Source organism: Lyngbya sp. CCAP 1446/10 (assembly GCF_026130175.1).
Taxonomy (GTDB): Bacteria; Cyanobacteriota; Cyanobacteriia; order Cyanobacteriales; family Microcoleaceae; genus Microcoleus.
In genome coordinates, this window is record NZ_JAIGNI010000044.1 from 30,539 (window position 1) to 49,328 (window position 18,790).

19 protein-coding genes and 1 tRNA gene are annotated in these 18,790 nt (G+C 45.4%); 14 read left to right on the top strand and 6 right to left on the bottom strand.

What is annotated here, in order from left to right; all coding sequences use genetic code 11:
* The first annotated feature begins 83 nt into the window (after window positions 1-83).
* The 5 genes from K4039_RS18470 to K4039_RS18490 all read left to right on the top strand — a co-directional run bounded on the left by K4039_RS18470 (window position 84) and on the right by K4039_RS18490 (window position 5,266).
* Entirely contained in the window at window positions 84-1,646 is a 1,563-nt protein-coding gene (locus K4039_RS18470; protein ID WP_265237266.1) for a pentapeptide repeat-containing protein, read from the top strand.
* 84 nt (window positions 1,647-1,730) lie between these two features.
* Entirely contained in the window at window positions 1,731-3,260 is a 1,530-nt protein-coding gene (locus K4039_RS18475; RefSeq protein WP_265237268.1) for a pentapeptide repeat-containing protein, read from the top strand.
* A gap of 22 nt (window positions 3,261-3,282) precedes the next feature.
* Window positions 3,283-4,791, top strand: a complete 1,509-nt coding sequence (locus K4039_RS18480) for a helicase C-terminal domain-containing protein (RefSeq protein WP_265237270.1) — start codon at window positions 3,283-3,285, stop codon at window positions 4,789-4,791.
* Window positions 4,792-4,856: 65 nt separating this feature from the next.
* Window positions 4,857-5,069, top strand: coding sequence for a DUF2839 domain-containing protein (locus K4039_RS18485; protein WP_265237272.1), 213 nt, complete (start codon window positions 4,857-4,859; stop codon window positions 5,067-5,069).
* A gap of 125 nt (window positions 5,070-5,194) precedes the next feature.
* Window positions 5,195-5,266 (top strand) — tRNA-Val (locus K4039_RS18490).
* An 89-nt stretch (window positions 5,267-5,355) separates the two neighbouring features.
* Here K4039_RS18490 and K4039_RS18495 read toward each other — a convergent pair.
* From K4039_RS18495 to K4039_RS18515, 5 genes are all read right to left on the bottom strand, one after another.
* Window positions 5,356-5,562, bottom strand: coding sequence for a type II toxin-antitoxin system HicB family antitoxin (locus tag K4039_RS18495; protein WP_236506884.1), 207 nt, complete (start codon window positions 5,560-5,562; stop codon window positions 5,356-5,358).
* Window positions 5,562-5,759, bottom strand: a complete 198-nt coding sequence (locus K4039_RS18500; protein ID WP_265237275.1) for a type II toxin-antitoxin system HicA family toxin — start codon at window positions 5,757-5,759, stop codon at window positions 5,562-5,564. The genes K4039_RS18495 and K4039_RS18500 overlap by 1 nt, the downstream gene beginning before the upstream one ends.
* Window positions 5,760-5,997: 238 nt before the next feature.
* Window positions 5,998-6,909: a hypothetical protein gene (locus K4039_RS18505; protein WP_265237276.1), complete on the bottom strand. Its 912-nt coding sequence runs from the start codon at window positions 6,907-6,909 to the stop codon at window positions 5,998-6,000.
* A 25-nt stretch (window positions 6,910-6,934) separates the two neighbouring features.
* On the bottom strand, window positions 6,935-7,228 hold the full coding sequence (locus K4039_RS18510; RefSeq protein ID WP_265237277.1) for a type I restriction-modification enzyme R subunit C-terminal domain-containing protein: 294 nt from the start codon (window positions 7,226-7,228) through the stop codon (window positions 6,935-6,937).
* Window positions 7,229-7,235: 7 nt separating this feature from the next.
* Window positions 7,236-7,481 (bottom strand): hypothetical protein, encoded by a 246-nt coding sequence (locus K4039_RS18515; RefSeq protein ID WP_265237279.1) that lies wholly within the window; start codon window positions 7,479-7,481, stop codon window positions 7,236-7,238.
* A gap of 60 nt (window positions 7,482-7,541) precedes the next feature.
* Between K4039_RS18515 and K4039_RS18520 the strand changes: the two genes are divergently transcribed.
* The 4 genes from K4039_RS18520 (at window position 7,542) to K4039_RS18535 (ending at window position 10,062) form a co-directional block, all read left to right on the top strand.
* The gene (locus K4039_RS18520) at window positions 7,542-8,483 is read left to right on the top strand and encodes a nucleotidyltransferase domain-containing protein (RefSeq protein WP_265237281.1); all 942 of its coding nucleotides are present in this window, start codon (window positions 7,542-7,544) and stop codon (window positions 8,481-8,483) included.
* Window positions 8,484-8,579: 96 nt separating this feature from the next.
* The gene (locus tag K4039_RS18525; RefSeq protein WP_265237282.1) at window positions 8,580-9,341 is read left to right on the top strand and encodes a nucleotidyltransferase domain-containing protein; all 762 of its coding nucleotides are present in this window, start codon (window positions 8,580-8,582) and stop codon (window positions 9,339-9,341) included.
* 200 nt (window positions 9,342-9,541) lie between these two features.
* Window positions 9,542-9,832, top strand: a complete 291-nt coding sequence (locus K4039_RS18530) for a hypothetical protein (protein ID WP_265237284.1) — start codon at window positions 9,542-9,544, stop codon at window positions 9,830-9,832.
* Entirely contained in the window at window positions 9,829-10,062 is a 234-nt protein-coding gene (locus K4039_RS18535) for a type II toxin-antitoxin system RelE/ParE family toxin (protein ID WP_265237286.1), read from the top strand. The genes K4039_RS18530 and K4039_RS18535 overlap by 4 nt, the downstream gene beginning before the upstream one ends.
* Before the next feature lie 223 nt (window positions 10,063-10,285).
* Here K4039_RS18535 and cobJ read toward each other — a convergent pair whose 3' ends face one another.
* Window positions 10,286-12,106: a precorrin-3B C(17)-methyltransferase gene (cobJ, locus tag K4039_RS18540; RefSeq protein ID WP_265237288.1), complete on the bottom strand. Its 1,821-nt coding sequence runs from the start codon at window positions 12,104-12,106 to the stop codon at window positions 10,286-10,288.
* 740 nt (window positions 12,107-12,846) lie between these two features.
* Between cobJ and K4039_RS18545 the strand changes: the two genes are divergently transcribed.
* The 5 genes from K4039_RS18545 (at window position 12,847) to cobW (ending at window position 18,628) form a co-directional block, all read left to right on the top strand.
* Complete coding sequence (locus K4039_RS18545) at window positions 12,847-14,529, top strand: TrkA family potassium uptake protein (RefSeq protein ID WP_265237290.1); 1,683 nt, start codon at window positions 12,847-12,849, stop codon at window positions 14,527-14,529.
* Between the two features lie 4 nt (window positions 14,530-14,533).
* Entirely contained in the window at window positions 14,534-14,689 is a 156-nt protein-coding gene (locus tag K4039_RS18550) for a hypothetical protein (protein WP_265237292.1), read from the top strand.
* 181 nt (window positions 14,690-14,870) lie between these two features.
* Window positions 14,871-16,664 carry an N-acetylmuramoyl-L-alanine amidase gene (locus K4039_RS18555; RefSeq protein WP_265237294.1) on the top strand — a complete coding sequence of 598 codons (1,794 nt, stop codon included), beginning with the start codon at window positions 14,871-14,873 and terminating at the stop codon, window positions 16,662-16,664.
* Window positions 16,665-16,751: 87 nt separating this feature from the next.
* Window positions 16,752-17,147, top strand: a complete 396-nt coding sequence (locus tag K4039_RS18560) for an SH3 domain-containing protein (RefSeq protein ID WP_265237295.1) — start codon at window positions 16,752-16,754, stop codon at window positions 17,145-17,147.
* A gap of 452 nt (window positions 17,148-17,599) precedes the next feature.
* Window positions 17,600-18,628, top strand: a complete 1,029-nt coding sequence (gene cobW, locus K4039_RS18565; RefSeq protein ID WP_265237297.1) for a cobalamin biosynthesis protein CobW — start codon at window positions 17,600-17,602, stop codon at window positions 18,626-18,628.
* The last annotated feature ends 162 nt before the right edge of the window (window positions 18,629-18,790 follow it).

The window sequence follows — 18,790 nt, forward strand, 5'->3', positions numbered from 1 at the left end:
AGTTACAAAAAATGCTTATTCTATTTTAAAAGTTGGCATAACAAAGCTTTGTTCTAGCTAACACATCAGGGAAATTCAAAAGCATGGACGCCGAAGAACTCATCGCCAAATATGCCGCAGGAGAAAGAGACTTTACTGCCATCCTCCTGTGCGAGGCCAATCTCAGCAGGATCGATCTCAGCGGGGCTAATTTCAGCGAGGCAATCTTGAGCCTCACCAACATGAGCGGCACCAATCTGTCAAACGCCAACATGAGAAAAGCCAAACTCAATGTTGCTAGACTCAGCGGTGCCAATCTCAACAAAGCCAACCTCAACGGCGCTATCCTCAACGTAGCTAACTTGATTCGAGCCGACCTCAGCGAAGCCCAACTCGTCGAAGCTACATTGATCAGAGCCGAACTGATCAGAGCTGACCTCAGCGGTGCAAATTTGAGCGGTGCAAACCTCAGCGAAGCAGATTTGAGAGAAGCAACCCTCAGAGAAGCCAATCTAGAGCAAGCCGACCTCAATGGGGCTCACCTCAGAGGCGCTTGTTTGACAGCGGCCAACTTGGAACGGGCTAACTTGCACAGAGCCGATCTCAACAGGGCAGACTTACGAGGAGTGAACCTCTGTAATGCCGAACTTAGACAAGCTAATCTGTCTCAAGCCAACCTCAGCGGCGCTGACTTGCGAGGCGCTAATCTCCGGTGGGCTGACCTCAGCGGGGCGAACCTGACGGGCGCTGACCTCGATGAAGCGAGATTGAGCGGGGCTAACTTGTACGGGGCAAATTTGAGCAATGTCAACCTGTTGAACGCTACTCTGGTACACGCGGATTTGACTCAAGCGAATTTGACTCACGCTGATTGGGTGGGCGCAGATTTGACGGGGGCTGCACTGACTGGGGCAAAAATTTACGCGGTGTCGAGGTTTAATCTGAAAGCTGATGATATCACCTGCGATTGGGTGGATCTGAGTCCTAACGGCGATCGCAGTCAAATTCAGCGCTTTACCCCACAAGAATCTCAACGGTTTTTTAATGCTACACCGCCGACAGTACAAATTATTGTCGATCGACCCCTCGACCCCGACGCTAACTTTGTCCTCGCGGCTACCTACCGCCAAATTGCCAGTCAATACTCAGGTTTGAGCAATCCTCCCAGCATAGAAGTTAATTCGCGCCGCACAATCATATCATTTAGAATAGAGCAGGACGAGCAACTATTTTCCACAGCTTTTGTTGCCATTATTCCCTTTAGCGATGCGGCATTTACTCAAAAAAATCTCATGACTCTAATCAAGATGATTCAACCACAAAACGGCAATAATCTAGGCGTCAGAGTCTCAAATTTGGTAGTGCAATTGAACGTCGTTATGACCAAAACAATTAGAAAAATAGGGGAAATAAAAATTCAGCCGATTCGCCTCGATCGCGAACCGATGTCGAGTTTTTTCCAATCGCCTACCCAAACCATACTGGCCAACTCCAGCGCCGAAACTTTGATGGTTCACTATCACCCAGACTTTGGCAGAAACTTGACCAATTTGCCTGGAGTCAACAAAACCTCGATCGGGCCGGCAATTAAAGCCCAAAGATTCACAACCCCGCCGCTAAATACGGTGGTTGAGTTTGTCAAAAGCTTTTATCAGCTCGGTGAGTAAATAGTATTGAAAAATCCATTAAATATATTTTATATTTATGCCACATAAAAGTTAGTCGATCGCTCTTTCAGTCAGGTAAAAATAATGGAAGCTGAAGAACTTCTCAAACGATTTGAAATTGTCAAAAGATACACAGAAGGCGATCGAGATTTCACGGGAATCAACCTGAATGAAGCTAATCTCAGCCGCATCAACCTCAGCCAATCAATTTTAAGAAAGGCTAGCTTATTTGTCACCAACATCAGCGGCGCTAACTTGAGCGACGCTGACTTGAGCGATGCTAACCTGAATGTGGCTAGACTCAGTAGCACCAATCTCTCGCGGGCAATCTTAAACGGGGCTAGTCTCAACGTAGCAAACTTAGTGAGAGCAGATTTAACCGCAGCTCAATTAATCGGAGCATCCCTGATTAGATGCGAATTAGTCCGCTGCGAACTCAGCCAAACTAACTTCAGCGGCGCTAACCTGAATGAAGCAGATTTAAGAGAGGTAAAACTGACGCAAGCTAACCTCAGCGGTGCTAATCTTTCAGGTGCAAATCTTAGAGGTGCTTCAGCAAAAGAAGCTAACTTTCAAGAAGCTAACTTACAGGGCGCGGATTTGATGAAAGCAGAACTTAACGGCGTCAATTTGAGCAATGCCGATCTGAGACAAGCTTCTTTGCAGGAGGTAAATCTTAGCGGTGCCAATTTGAGCGGAGCTAACCTCAAATGGGCTGATTTGAGCGGAGCTAACCTCAACGGCGCAGATCTGATCGATACTAAATTCAACGGAGCTAACCTCAGCGGAGCAGATTTAAGAAATACTAATTTAGCCAATGCTAGTTTGGTTCACGCTGATTTGACAGAAACCAATTTGATTAACGCTGATTGGGTGGGCGCAGATTTGACTGGAGCAACTTTAACTGGGGCAAAAATGTATTTAGTACCCAGGTTTGGTATCATCGCAGATGATATTAATTGCCAATGGGTTGACATCAGCCCCGCAGGCGATCGCTCTGCGATTCAACAATTTAATTCGCCGTCTGAAGCGAGAAAGTTTTTAAATCATACGCCGGGGTTAGTGCGAATTGTGGTTGACGCACTTTTAGACCACTCAGCAAACAACACTTTAGCAACAGCTTACGGCGAAATAGCTAGGCATTACGGAGCCATGAGCCGTCCTCCCAATATTGAAGTTGGCTACCGCCGGACAACTCTGACTTTTAGATTTGATAGCGACGAGCATTTATTGCCAGCAGCTTTTTTAGCGATTGTTCCTTTTGAGAATGCCTTAGAAACTCAGAAAAATGTGGTGGCGGTTGGCAAAAGTATCGCAAATCAAAATTTGGGAAAAAAACGGATAGTACAGTTATCTAAAGCATTGAATGCAGCAATGGCTAATTTAACTGATGTGAAAAAAATGCTGGAAACAACAATAAATGCTGGTCAGAAAACAAATTTTTTTCAGTCACCTACCCAAACTATTTTAATTAGTTCGGGCCAGGAAAGTTTGATCGTGCAGTCTCACCAAAATTTTGGTCAGCGAGGCGGAAATAATCAGGATACTAAATTTAGTTTGCCCGATCGTCAAAAAGTAGTTGATTTTCTGGCAAGTTTTGATTATGTTGATTGAGAAATATCAAGTGTGAAATTGATTGATTGAGGTAGATGTCCATAACTCGCTGCTCCGCTTTTTGCGATCGCACTCCGAGCCGCACTGGCCCCACCATTTAACGATGGCGCGGCTGGTGGCGCGGGCTTTGCGCTTGGGGCGGAGCGCTCTGATCCAAACGGGGCTGCCGGCGGGAGCTTACCGACAGCGTTATCGAGTCAGCTATTTGATGCCGATTTTGATGTGGCCGAAACCTGTGATTTTAGTGGCGCCGACACCGCTGCTGGAACATTTGCGGGTGGTGGAAATTCCGCGATTGCAAGAGTGGCTGCAAACTGATAAGCCGATCGACATTTACTCCCATAATGCCGCGGGACGAGGATTGATGCTAGCAGATCCTGACTCTTGGCTGGCGGCTCGCTTGGGGGGGAATTCGGAACTTCACAGCAATATTCCGATAATTATCGACGGTGTGGATGATTTGGAAGTTTGGACGCGCCAGCAATTGACTGCTGGTTTGGCACCGGCTGACTGGAATGATTTAATGCAATCTCAGTCAATGCTGGCGGATGAAATCAGAGAAGCGCGGGTGCTGCTAACGCGGGCTGTGTTTCAGCATCCGGCTAAGCCTGATGAGTGCTATTTGCTGGAAACGGCAGAGCAAAATATTTTAAAAGGGCTGTTTGAAAGGATCGAGCAAAACCCGCTGATTCCGGCTGCTTGGGTGAATTTTCGGCAGCGGTGGGAAGCAAACGGCAGACTGCGGTGGGCGCAAATTCATCGATCGGGCGGGTCATTTTCTCTGTTCTGCGCGCCGGTGCAGGTGGCTGAGGTTTTGAGCAAAATTTGGGCGGCCGTGCCTGTGGTGTTGATTGGGGGGGCGGTGGATGTGGAACAGAAGGCTCCGATCTTCCGGCAAATGATGGGATTGCCAGAGTTGACGAGTGTGAGGTTTTCGCCCGATCGACAAAACGAATTAATTCAACTGTACATTCCCAACTGGCTGCCGCTGCCGAATACGCCGGAATTTCAGGGAGTTTTAATTCAAGAAATTCGGACTTTGCTGTTGATGAGTGTGTCGGTGGCGGGTTTAACGGTGTTGATTGTGGGTGATGTACCGCTGAAGGCTCGGCTGGCGGCGATTTTGGCTTCTGAGTTCGGTACGAGGGTGCGGGTGGAAACAACTGATGTGGGGGAGAATGGGATTTTGGTGACTGGGTGGGAGTTTTGGCGGGAATATCAGGGGGAGTTGAGCGCGCCTCATTTGCTGGCGATCGCCACTTTGCCGCTACCCAGCTTGGAGAATCCTTTGGTGACGGCGCGTGTGGCTTATTATAAGGAGCAGCGTCGGGATTGGTTTCGGTTGTATTTGTTGCCGGCGGCGTTGAATGAGTTGCAGCGGGCGATCGCGCCGGTGCGAGAACGTCAGGGGGTTGTGGCGATTTTTGACAGTAGGGTGATTCACCGCAGTTACGGGCAGCAGGTTTTAGCGGCGTTGAGTCCGTTTGCGAGGATTAATTATTTGGATACGACTTGGCTGACGCAGGCCTGAGATGACCTGTTGGCGTATAATTTGGTTGGTTATACAATTGAAATCTGATTTAGCAGACAAAAATTATGGGTGAAGCTAAGCGTCGTAAAGACTCGATCGGCGATGAATTCGGTAATGAAGAGCGCATCGTTTCCTGGCTGCCAATCACGAAAACCCAAAGCGAAGATTTTGTGAGGTGGACATCTCGCGGAAGCTGGATGGGGATTAGTCTGTTGGTGGGTTGGTGGATTGTGGTGCGGTTTGTTGGCCCCGCGGCGGGTTGGTGGGTGGTTGATTGATGGCAGACTCGACAAATGCCTGTATTCTTGGCATTGTGTCGAGTTTCACTCGGAAACTAGCGGCTGAATTTTTAGGAAAATTTTAGTTGCGAATTTGGAGTTAGTATGGTACAGTAATTATCTACGGGCAATTAGCACAGTGGTAGCGCACTTCCTTCACACGGAAGGGGTCACTGGTTCAAATCCAGTATTGCCCATCGAATTTATTTTCTGATTCCTCTTATTTCTTAGTCCCTCTGCTGGGATGAAATTTTGTGTAGCCGCGGTTTCAACCGCCCTAAACTTCTTAAGCTTCAACATATTCGCAAATAGAGACAGGTTCGGGAATAGGAAAAGCATCCTCTTGTAGTCCTTCAATATGAAATGCGATCGCCTCTTTAATTAAATTCCTCACTTCTTCTAAACTTTCAGCCACAGCTACACATCCAGGTAAATCGGGAACATAAGCACCGTAGCTAGTTTCACCTTTTTCAATTACAACAGCATAACGCATTAATCTTCCTCCTCTTCTAGTTGAGCTTGCCGCCAAACACTTTTAAGCGTACCAATTGGCATATCAACGCCTAAATTACCTGACACCGTGACAGTCCCAGCCTTTTCTGGGTGTTTAAATTGACGATGACTGCCCTTTGTTCTAGCTAAATACCAACCATCATCTTCTAACATTTTAATAACTTCTCTAACTTTCATTTTTCATCTATAAAACTCATCAACTCCCACACTTCTATCCCCATAATATGCTCTAACTTCAGCAACCTCTCCATTGTAACCTGCGTCGCTGATAAAAAACCTCATCCTGCTTTGGGTTCCAGAGTCCCGACGATCGTAATCTCTCCCAGATTGGGTCAACTGGCGATCGGAGTTCAGGGTCAGTGAGCATTTTTTAGAGTCTGTTTGTAAAGAAATTTAGATTTCCTAAATCCCCTTGCTAATGATTAATCCAAGAACGATGCTTAAGAGTTGAGTTTTCCACCCAATATTCTCGTCCAAGTTCTATAAATCCTCTAGGCAACGGATTTTTGGCTACCGGATTATGTATCAATACAAAATCGTTTTCAGGGTAATTTGGATAATTTACTGCTTTTACATTGGAAAATAAGATAGCACTGATTCCGTCATAATGAGAATTTGAAAATATATTTGTTGACACAGGGCTACCTGATTTTTTATAGGATGCGTCTTGATATTGATGATGTACATCTAATACTTCTAAGGAGTCGATATTTATTTCTATAACTTCATTTCCAAAGGGAAGAACACAACGAACTATTCTAGGAATATCTATCTCTTTGCTTGCCGATGGGATTGCACCACCATTCACAGCAATAACATAGCAATCATCTTCTAAAATAATTTTTTTCTTAGTATATTCCTTGTATTTTTCATACTTTTTATCTATCACAGAACAGTAACGTAGTTTGATTTGCTCATCGGGAACATCTCCAGACTCGATTTCAGGAACTGCATCAGCACTCGTACCTGCTGTTGGGGCTACAGCTTCCAACCATACCTTCAATTTTTCATTTTCACTCAAAATCAGTAAATCTGGTCCCCCTTTACGCTTATCATATTGAACTAATGATATTCCTTGTTTAATCAAAGAAAACCCTAAGTACATTTCCCAAAAGTGGGGATGAAAATCTTTTCTTACTTCTTGCAAAAAATCATTATCTGCATAAGGCTCATACAAAGACCACATATCCTCAATATTTCTCTTGTCATCCTTATCCTTAAAAAACATAGATTGAATAATTTTTTCGTCTTCCGAAAAAGTGAGTCCGTCTCTAAGACTCTTATATAAATCATCTTCAGCAGGTCCAGAGGTAAAAAAAGAAGACATGGCAATTCTAAATTAAAATAAAACTCTAAGCTGCTAACCGTTCCGCAAACTCAATTAACTCATCCACCTCCTCTTCACTAAACCACCGCTCAACAGCATCCTCCCCAAACCTGTCCAACGGTTCCTCATACAAATCCGCCACTTCCAACCGCCGATTCTTCAAAAACACATTCTGCACCGCCCGTAAAAACCGAATCTGATTCGCATTAAACTGCTGCTGGGCAATAAACTCCTCAAAATTCCGCCTTACCACATCTTGATAATCCGGCAATCCCCCAATCTCGAACAACTCTGGCAGAAACGATAATAAACTATTCACCTTCAGATTAAACGCCTTGCGAATATTCGACTCCGACAACTGCACGTTCCCCCCCACCCAACTCTTGTCTCAGTGTACGATCTAACGCCACCCATTGCAAGTCCGTCACCGCTTGCCCGTTGCGAATTGCTGCAATTGTCTGGTGAGTCTCCACAATCTCCGACACCTTCGCCTCAACTCGTTGGCGGTATTCCTCCTTGATAATTAGACAATTTTCAACAAGGCCAAATCCCCGATCGCCCAAAACACCCATTTTCCACTACAAATATACTACAATAAGAATATAGCTCGTGTCTCCGCAGGAGGTTTCCTCATGACAAATCCCAATCTTCCTCAAAATTTCAACCTAATCGTGCCCGCCGGAACCCAAATTGTCACCAAAATTGAGGTCAAAAACCCCGGTGGAGACAAATCTTGGAAACAAGGCGCAGTAGGTGCCATTGTCAAATCGCCTACAGACAATTCCCACGCCTATTTAGTCAAACTCCCAGACGCAACACAAGTTAGTCTGCGGCGACACGAATTCAGCATTCGCAAACAGTTTCAAAGCGAAGGATTGGAGTCAGGAGGAGATTTTCTGGCCGAATACAACCTCTATGATTCTGTGATTTACCGCTGCATTGTTGGTTCGAGAGCTTACGGTTTGGATAACGAGCAATCCGATACAGATAGGCGCGGGATTTACCAGCCGCCGGCAATTCTTCATTGGTCACTTTATGACATTCCAGAACAATTGGAAAATCAGGAAAATCAAGAATGCTATTGGGAACTGCAAAAGTTTCTGGTTTTGGCGCTCAAAGCTAATCCCAATGTGCTCGAATGTTTGTACACTCCTTTAGTAGAAAAGCTTTCTCCTGTCGCAGCAGAATTGCTGGAAATTCGCGAAATCTTTCTTTCGCAATTGGTTTATCAAACTTACAATAGTTACGTTTTGTCGCAGTTTAAAAAGATGGAGCAAGACATTCGCAATACTGGGGAAATTCGCTGGAAGCACGCGATGCACTTGATTCGGTTGCTGCTGTCAGGAATTACGGTACTTAAGGAGGGGTTTGTGCCGGTGCGGGTGCAGGATTTTCGATCGCAACTTTTGGCTATCCGCAATCAAGAAATATCCTGGGATGAGGTGAATCGCTGGCGGTTGAGCTTGCACGCAGAGTTCGATCGCGCTTTTGCTGATACTAAGTTACCGGAACGTCCTAATTACGAGCAGGCTAATCTGTTTTTGATTAAATCGCGTCAAAGTGCGATCGAATAGTTCGTAGTGCGGACTTCAGTCCGCAATCCGGGAGCGGACTGAAGTCCGCACTACGAACCTTAGCCATTGACTTGACATTATATAACATAGAAAATTATGGTAGAATACATCTCCGAGTTAGTCAAGATTATCTCCGATCGACCTTACCCGCTGCTGTTTGCGACTGTCAGCGGCTCGCACTTGTACGGCTTTCCTTCCCCAGATTCTGACTTCGACTTGCGGGGAGTACATATCTTACCGTTACCCAAAGTAATTGGACTGATTTCGGGAGACGAAACAATTGAAGTTTCGGAAGTTCGGGAGAAAATGGAACTCGATTTAGTCACTCACGATATTAAGAAGTTTCTGGAGTTGCTGTTGAAGCGCAACGGCTATGTGTTGGAACAACTATATTCGCCGCTCGTAGTTTATACTAGCAAGGAACATGAAGAGTTAAAGGATCTCGCCTCGAACTGCATTACCAAGCACCACAGCCACCACTATCTCGGTTTTGCACGAACTCAATGGAGATTTTTTGAGAAAGAAAGCCCGCGTCGAGTTAAGCCGCTGCTGTACGTTTATCGGGTGTTGCTGGCGGGGATTCATTTGATGCAAACTGGGGAAGTTGAGGCGAATTTGGTTAAACTCAATCAGAAGTTCCAGTTGCCGTATATTCCCGATTTGATTGCTCGCAAGCTGGCTGGTGCGGAAATGTCGGTACTGGAAGATGCCGATATTGCATTTTATCACCAGGAGCGCGATCGGCTAATTAATGTATTAGAAGAAGCAAGTTTTACAAGTCACTTACCGTCAAATCCTGATGCAAAGATTGCTCTTAATGATTTTCTGGTAAAGGTGAGAATGTCATCAGTGAATTAAGCTGTTTTATGTCTAGTTTGCAGGTGGAGGACGCGCGGGAAGCCCATCACACAAAAGTTGGTAAAATTTAATGATTCGGCGACGAGAGACTGTAATTGAATATAATAATCGGTGCGAAGCATGGCGTCAACCGTATCGCTTTTTTATAAAATGAGATACAGTAAAAGTATTGTCCAAGCCTTGCACCATCAGAGGTAACAATGCAAATCACCTTGAATCCAGATCAAACCCAAGTGCTGGAAGCTTTAGTAAAGCACGGTCAATATTCCTCCATTGAAGAAGCAATTAACACAGCCTTGCTGTTATTGATCGATGACCTTACTTTATCCGATAGCAGCGACAACCCAAACTATTTAGCTTGGGTTGAAGAAACTCGGAATAAAATAAATATAGCACGAGAACAGGCGCAACGCGGTGAGTTGCTCAAGGCAGATGATGTATTAGCTCAACTTAGAGATAAGGTGAAAAAAGCCAGACAAGTAATAGTATGAATCGCTTGCTAATTACAATCGAGGCTAGTCGAGATTTATCTGAAATTTCTGATTACTTTTTGGCGCAAAGTGTAGATTCGGGCGATCGCTTTGTAGAAACATTTGGTAAAAAATGTCAGTATCTAGCCGACTATTCATATTTGGGGCGTTCCTATGCACAATTTGCTCCCAATTTACGTGGTATACCATTGATGGGATACATACATCATTTTTTACCAAATAGTTGGTGATGGTATTGAGATTTTGCGAGTTATTAGCGGTTATCGTAACTTGCAGGATGTTTTTAATACTGATTGAGCAAAAGCAATGCGAACTTTTTGAACTTCTCATCTACCTGAGAAAAGCATCGAATTCAGAATGTGCGAAGTAAAAAAGAGACTATCCTACAAGGGATGTTTATCCATAAATTAGCTATGAAACAATGGCGAAACTTTTTGAGGACTGAATTTCTCACTACAAACTTAAATCGTACCTGCGCGGCGTGTACACCCAAACATCTCCATATTTACGCGGAATAATTCGAGTTTGACTCGAACCAACAATTACTAAAGTTCTCATATCCGCATCTTCCGGCTGGAATTCGCCCAACGTACAAACGCGCACGGATTGGCCCGGACGGCCGAGGTTTCGCCCCAATACAACTGGGGTTTTAGCATCACGAGTTTGCAACAAAATCTCGATCGCCCTTCCCAATTGCCAAATCCGCTGTTTCGAGATTGGATTGTAAAATGCCATAACTAAATCCGCCTTTGCAGCCGCCGAAATCCGCTGTTCAATGACCTCCCAAGGCTTGAGAATATCCGAAAGCGAAATCACACAAAAATCGTGGCCCAGCGGTGCTCCGATCGCAGCAGCGGCCGCCTGCATCGCAGAAATCCCCGGTGCTACTCTCAGATCGATGCCTTGCCATTCGGGTTTGCCGTCAGAGTCGATCGCCTCAAACACCGCCGCAGCCATCGCAAAAATCCCCGGATCTCCCGACGAAACCACGGCTACAGATTTGCCGGATGCAGCTAAATCTAGGGCAAAACGGGCGCGATCGATCTCTTCGCGGTTGTCGGAATCGTGCCTGTTTTGTCCTTCTCTCCGTGTTCCGGCTAAGTCTAGATAGAACTTGTAACCCACCCAATCGGTGGCTTCGCGCAAAATTTGCTTAACTTCCGGGGACATCCAAGGCGCGCCTCCGGGCCCGGTACCAACGATCGCCAGTTTGCCACGACTAATGCCGATCGCGCTTACATCAATCGGTTTTGCAGCCAGGGCGATCGCGCAACTAAAGGCGTTTGTGCGATCGTACCCGATTAATTGACTGTTTGCGCCTGCTGCACTCAGGGCAATTTTGGCGGCTGTGAGATCCAAATCGGGATTGTGTTCTGTTAATTTAGCCGAGTCGAATTCCACAAGTTCCGAAAGATTGAAAAAGCGGACTGGGACTTTGAAAAATTGGCTAATTGCCTCAAGAGTCGGATTTCCCATCTCATTTTTTAAGGCAAAAAATCCAGCAATTGAAGCGGCGGCTAAACCTGCATTTTTTAAGACTTTCTGCACCAATGAAACTGCTATTTCCGGCTCAATATTCGATAGATTTGTGAGTGCAAACGTGATAATTTGCGGGTGGTAAACCAAACAATCTGTTGTGGGTACAATTGCTTTTTCGGTGACGCAGATGGTTAATTTGGCTTCGGGGGCGATCCTCTCCGTTGGCGCAGCCCCCGTAGGGGCGGGCTGCGCTAACGGCAAATTGCTCTCAGAAAGCCAGTTGGCAGCCCCTTCTAGCTTTACTTTCGCCCCGGCGAGCAAATTTGAAATAAAAGTCTTCGCGTCCTCTGGATTCGCCAAATAATAGCCTTGGGGAGGACTCAGCAGCGCCGTGCGAAACCGGATATCTCCCGTCGTGGTGATGGCGGGCTGTACGCCGAGGGCTGCTGCAATTTCTCTCGCTAAGTCGTTGACTCCGTGCAAACCTCCCAGCAATGGTACAACGGCGCTTCCATCTTCGGCGACGGCTAAGACTGGGGGTTCGGCGCGTTTGTTTGACAGCAGCGGGGCGAGGGTGCGGATGATGATGCCGGCGGCGCAGATGGCGATGATTGGGGTTTCTGTTGCGAATAATTCCCGCAGTGTTTCGCCGAAGTTGCTAAAGTTGATGTCTGTGTCGGATGTGCGATCGACTAAACCGTAAATCTGGGAACCGGGGAAGACTGCGGAGATTGTTTTGGCGATCGGCAGGCTGTTTTGACCTAAGATAACTATTGCGGGAGTAACTCGATTCACGGTTTTATATATGGCTGTGTTTGGATTGGTTTAATTATTTTAATCTGTTGTTACTTCAATAAGACATATTTGACGAACCGCGAAGGCGCGAAGGAAGAGAAATAAAAGAAGTTGATCATATTTTGTGTCTATGAGTGGCACAGGCATCTTGCCTGTGAATTTATGGAATTATTTGATCATATTTTGTGTCTATCAGTGGCACAGGCATCTTGCCTGTGAATTTATGGAATTATTTGATCATATTTTGTGTCTATCAGTGGCACAGGAATCTTGCCTGTGAATTTATGGAATTATTTGATCATATTTTGTGTCTATCAGTGGCACAGGAATCTTGCCTGTGAATTTATGGAATTATTTGATCATACCAAATCTGGCTTTAATATCCCCTTTTTTCTTCAGTCGGCGGCGGCAGATATTGAAAAGATGACTGTGTGGTTTTTTGAGTTGATTTAATGTAGGGAGTCGTAATTATCAGGACACGGCAGTGCCGTTTCCCTACCTGTTAGGATTCTGCTGGCTGTTTTTGATTAAATTAGGTTAATTGCACCTCATAAGCTGTAGGGACAGGGTATTGCCGTGTCCTTGTTTCAAAACTGCCGCGTTCTTGTTGCAAAACTTCGAGAGTGCATCACAAACATCCTAGATAGTGTTTTTAGCTACATTCTGCAAAGCCGTCACCGTCAACAATGGTAGGTAAAACTACAGCGGACAGCTTTGCCATCGGCTGGCAAATATTTTTTATGAAACCTCGAATCATTGTTTGCGGCTTGGGCCACACGGGACACAAGATTTTTTGTTTGTTAAGACAGCAAGGGGCGATTGTGGTTGGTATTAGCGATCGCCCAATTCGCAGCGAAACTTCTGAGGTGGTTGTCGGCAATTTGCAAGCAGCTTCTACCTTGTTGGCGGCTGGCATTCAAAAAGCCCACACTTTAGTAATTGCAGGTAATGACGATGCTGTGAATTTGGCAGTTTTGATGCAGGCGAGGATTCTCAATCCTCAAATTCGGATCATTAACAGATTGTTCAATACTAGCTTGGGCGACAGAATTGATCACACTTTGCCCGATCACACTTCCATGAGCGTTTCAGCTTTGGCGGCTCCGGTTTTTGCTTTTGCTGCTCTCGGAAATCGGGCGATCGGACAGTTGAGTTTGTTCGATCGCACTTGGCCGATTCACGAAGAGTATATCGATGAAGATCATCCCTGGCTCGATCGACAACTCAGCGATTTGTGGAACGATCGATCGCGAATGTTGATTTATTACCTCCCGGCTGCTAACAAAACTGATTTAGTATCGGCGGTGCTGGCGGGCCAGCAGTGTCAAAAGGGCGATCGGCTAATTGTAGCAACTGAGCCGACTCTCCGCAGCCCCCAAAAAACTTTAATTCAAAAATTCTTTAAAACCCTAACTAGCCTGCGCCGATTTCAGCAGCACAGCCAAGCGGTAATTGTGGTACTGACTCTGCTGGCTATGATTGGAATAGCTACTTCTACTTATATTTGTGTTGATGAAAATATCTCGATTGTCGATTCTCTATATTTTTCGGTAGGGATGATTACTGGGGCCGGAGGCTATGAAAAAGTTGCGGAACAAGCTCCACAAAATATTAAATTATTTACGGTGATGATGATGTTAGTTGGAGCGGGCATCATCGGCATCTGCTACGCCCTGCTCAACGATTATGTATTGGGAACTCGCTTTAGCGAATATTGGGATATAGCGCGAGTTCCGCAGCGCCATCATTACATTATTTGCGGACTCGGAGGACTCGGCATCCAAATTGCTAAAGAACTGCACAATAACGGTTATGATATTGTGGTAATCGAGCAAGATCCGAACAGCCGCTTTCTGAACACAGCTCGCTCAATGCAAATTCCAGTAATTCAAGGAAGTGCCAGTTTGTCTGCAACTTTGGAAGCTGCTAACGTTAAGCAAGCTGCTGCACTTTTGGCAGTTACTAGCAGCGATATGTCTAATCTAGAAATTGCCTTAACTGCTAAAGGATTAGCACCGAAACTATCGGTGATTGTCCGCAATCAAGACTCGCATTTTGCTCTGATGGTGCAGCAGGTTTTTGAGTTTGAAGGAGTTTTAAACCCGACGGAGTTAGCGGCTCCTGCTTTTGCGGCGGCGGCGATTGGAGGCAGAATTTTGGGCAACGGAATGACTTCTGAAAGTCTGTGGGTTTCCTTGGCCACATTGATTACACCAAAACATCCTTTCTGTGGCCACCGCATTCAAGATGCTGCTAAATCAGCAGATTTTGTGCCTCTTTATGTGGAAACTAATTGTCAAACTATTCACGGCTGGGATTTGTTCAATTGTTGTCTGAGTTCGGGGGATGTTTTGTATTTGACGATGCCGGCGAATCGCTTGGATCAACTGTGGAGAACGACTTCGGAATTAATTAAAACTTAATCGTTTGACGCAAGAATTTATAGCAGAAGGAAGAAGGAAGAAGGAAGAAGGAAGAAGGAAGGAAGAAGGAAGAAGGAAGAAGGAAGAAGGAAGAAGGAAGAAGGAAGAAGGAAGAAGGAAGAAGGAAGAAGCAATCGACAGCATGGGTTTGGGGTATTAAGAACGTCCTAAACGTCGGGCGGGGTTGTTATATGTCGCCGATCGCCCAATTGGAACTCTAAACGTGATAAACTGGAGCCTGTATAGTAAATAAGACTTACGGCCAATCCTCAGAAACCCGGTTTCTGAACGCAAGTTCTAGTATAAATAACCAACAGACTCTCAATTAGTTGCGATTTAGCATGAGAAAATTTTTAGGATTAGTCGTGTTTGGGATGATAATGGCGATCGCCTCTGTAGCTGTGGCCGCTCAACCTTTGTCCGTCGCCTATCCTCCCGCCAACCACAAAACAATAGCCGATCGCATTTTTCTCATCGGTACAGCCCCCCCAACCGGACAAGTATCGGTAAATGGTAGCCAAATTGCGCGCACCGCAGCCGGTCATTTCGCCCCGACTTTTCCCCTGCAATTAGGCGAAAACGTCTTTACCTTGCGTTACGACAATCAGCAAGTTCAAATTAAGGTGACGCGGGAGTCAAATCAACCAGAAGTCCCCGCCGGATTGGCTTTTGCTAAAAATTCCCTGACGCCGAAAGTCGATGTGGCGAGTTTACCGGGGGAATATATCTGCTTTGGGGCGATCGCTCCGGCGAATACTCAAGTCGCGGTAAAATTAGCCGATGTTACTATTCCTCTAAAAGCGCGATCGCAAGTCGAACTCCCCGACAACAAATCTGTACTCTTAGGTGAAAATTCCCCGATTGCAAAAACTGGCATCGAACAGTATCAAGGCTGTGCTAAAACTCCTGAAAACTCCGTCTCATCGCAGAAAAAAGTCGATTTAGGAGTGCCATTATTTGAACTAACAATGAACGATAAAACTATCAGCCAACCAGGTACTGGCAAGATTTCTATTCTCTCTCCGACTGACTTAGAAATAGCCGAAGTAACAGCCGATCCTGGCGTCGCCAGAACCGGGGCAAGCACCGATTTTTCTCGGATGACACCGCTGCCCAAGGGAACGCGAGCAACAGTTATCGGGCGCGAGGGAGAATGGATTCGCCTCGATTACGGCGCTTGGATTAAAGCATCGGAAGTGCGAATTGTCAAGGATGCCGTGCCTGTGCGATCGATTATTCGCAGCGCCAGATCGCGTCAAGTTTCCGGTTGGACAGAGGTCTTATTTCCCTTAGAAATACCAGTCCCAGTCACCGTACAAGAAGGAGAACGGACTTTCACTTTAACACTGTATAATACCACCGCTCAAACTGACATTATTCGCCTAGACGATGACCCAGTAATTTCACGTTTAGCGTGGCAACAAATCTCGCCGTTGCAAGTACAATATACTTTCAATCTCAAATCTGCCCAGCAGTGGGGTTATAAGTTGAGATACGATGGCACAACTTTAGTGTTGTCTTTAAAACACCCGCCGGGAAATCCAAGCAGCGCGGTGCCGAATACGCCAGAAAAATCGTTGTCAGGAATCAAGATTCTCATCGATGCGGGACACGGCGGCCCGGAGGATTCGGGTGGTGTGGGCCCCACCGGCTATCGCGAGAAAACAGTGGCTTTAATTGTGTCTAAATTGGTGCGAGAGGAATTGGTAAATCGGGGCGCGAATGTGGTAATGACACGGGTGGAAGATGTCGATTTGGATTTGCCGCCGAGGGTGGAAATGATTCAAAAAGAAGAACCTGCGATCGCAATTTCGATCCACTACAATGCCTTGCCCGATAACGGCGATGCGATTAATACTAAAGGTGTCGGCGCATTCTGGTTTCACCCGCAAGCCCACAGTTTGGGAATGTTTTTGCACAATTATTTAGTTGCCAAGTTGAACCGTCCGAGCTATGGTGTATTCTGGAACAATCTAGCCATGACTCGTCCTGCCGTCACTCCATCTGTTTTAATGGAATTGGGATTTATGATCAATCCCGAAGAGTTTGAATGGATTGTGAATCCGACAGAACAGAAAAAGTTAGCTTCTGCCATTGCCCAAGGCATTACCGAATGGTTTGCCTCCGTCAAATAACAGTTCGATCGTTCGGACTTCAGTCCTTCCCAAAAAGTTAGTTAGCAATCAGCACTTCAGTCCTTCCAATCCCAGGAGATTAAATCAATGCTAAGTTTTTCTCAATCAAAAGCCTTTTTCATTGCAGCCGTATTTGCAAGTTTAAGTTTTTCACTTTACAGTTTTCCAGTTTTCGGTAAAGAGCAAAGTCTTTCCCCCCAAAAAGTAGAAGCTTTAAAAAAGCAAACTCAATGCTCTTTTATTACAGGTGAAGGCGGCACTGTTAACATTCGCAAAGGCCCCGGCAATAACTACCCAGTTGTAGCGAAACTCAAAAGAGGAGACGGAGTTCGGGCTGTCAGCAGACAAGGTAATTGGGTGAAAATTGCGGCCAAAACTTCTGGAACTGTTCCTAATGAAACTTTTACAATCCTTGACGGTTGGGTGAACAATCAATTTATTAATGGCTGTTCCGAAGACCAATTTGACAGGTGGCGGAAATAGGGAATTTAAAGCTCTATAATGATAGTGGTAGCTGGTTTTAGAGTATTAGTGTCAAGTCAAGCCTAAAACCCTTGATAAATCTTGTTTGTAGCCGAAGCAAGATCCCCCTAGCTCCCTACAACCAGGCTACCCTGTACACACAATTTCTAAAAGCCTTGTTTAGCAAGACATAAGCCTCTAAATGCCAGGTTTTTAGATCGTCCAGGTTGTGATCAACTGTTTTGGCTTGTTGATAATAATTAATGGAAAATCAAGGATTTAAAAAATAAATTTCCATGACTTTCCGTCAGTTTAATTTCCAACTCGACTTGTGTGTACACCGTAGACTTCTTAAGGGGATACGAGGGGATATAGATTCTGGGAAAAGCGAAATTTATCAGAGGAGTTTAGTCTTAATTTGACACCAATACAATCCGTACTGTAACCTACATTTAAACCTAACAAAAAAAATAATGCACAAGATTCCTGTTACAGTGATTACTGGTTTTCTCGGTAGTGGCAAAACTACCTTAATTCGCCATTTATTGCAAAATAATCAAGGCCGCCGTATTGCTGTTCTAGTTAACGAATTTGGCGAAATTGGGATTGACGGAGAACTGCTGCGCGATTGCCAAGTTTGTGACGATGAAGAAAGTGTCAACAGTAATATTGTTGAACTCACAAATGGTTGTCTTTGCTGCACTGTTCAAGAGGAATTCTTGCCGACTATGCAGGAATTGTTGAAGCGCAAAGACCAAATTGATTGTATCTTAATTGAAACTTCTGGTTTGGCACTTCCTAAGCCTTTGATTCAAGCTTTTCGCTGGCCGGAAATTCGCACGGGCGCTACTGTCGATGGTGTGGTTGCTGTTGTTGATTGCGAAGCTATTGCTAGCGGTAATTTTGTCGGTGATATTGATGCTTTGATGGCGCAGCGGCAGGCTGATTCTAGTTTGGATCACGAAACTCCGATCGAGGAATTGTTTGAAGATCAATTGGCCTGTGCTGATATGGTACTGTTGACGAAGGTCGATCGCGTAAATGAAGAAACTCAACAGAAAGTTCAAACCTGGTTGCAGCAAGAATTGCGTCCGAGTGTGAAAATTGTTCCTTGCAAAGGTGGCGAAATTAACCCCGATGTGCTATTGGGATTTAATGCGGCGGTTGAGGATGATTTGGAGTCCCGCCCAAGTCACCACGACACGGAAGAGGAACATGAGCATGATGATGATATTAACTCGACTTTCTTTATTGCCGATCGCGCCTTTGAACCTGAAGCTTTAGTGAAAAAACTGCAATCGCTGATGCAGCAAGAGGAAATCTATCGGATTAAGGGATTTGTGGCGGTTCCTAACAAGCCGATGCGGATGGTGTTGCAAGGTGTGGGCGATCGTATAGAATATTTTTACGATCGCCCTTGGCAACCTTCCGAGCTCCGTCAAACCAAGCTGGTGCTGATCGGAAGAGAACTTGACTCTGCTAAAATACAGTCATTCTTGTAGTTGAATGCGGGTGATCGCTTTTTGTCATCAAGGGCGATCGATCTGCGATCATTCTACACTTTATACTATTTCTAACTTGATACTCCCCATGCCTAAAGGCGAGGGGATTCTTGAAGAGTCCAAATACGAACCTTCAAAGGCGAAATCAAAGCGCCCCTACTG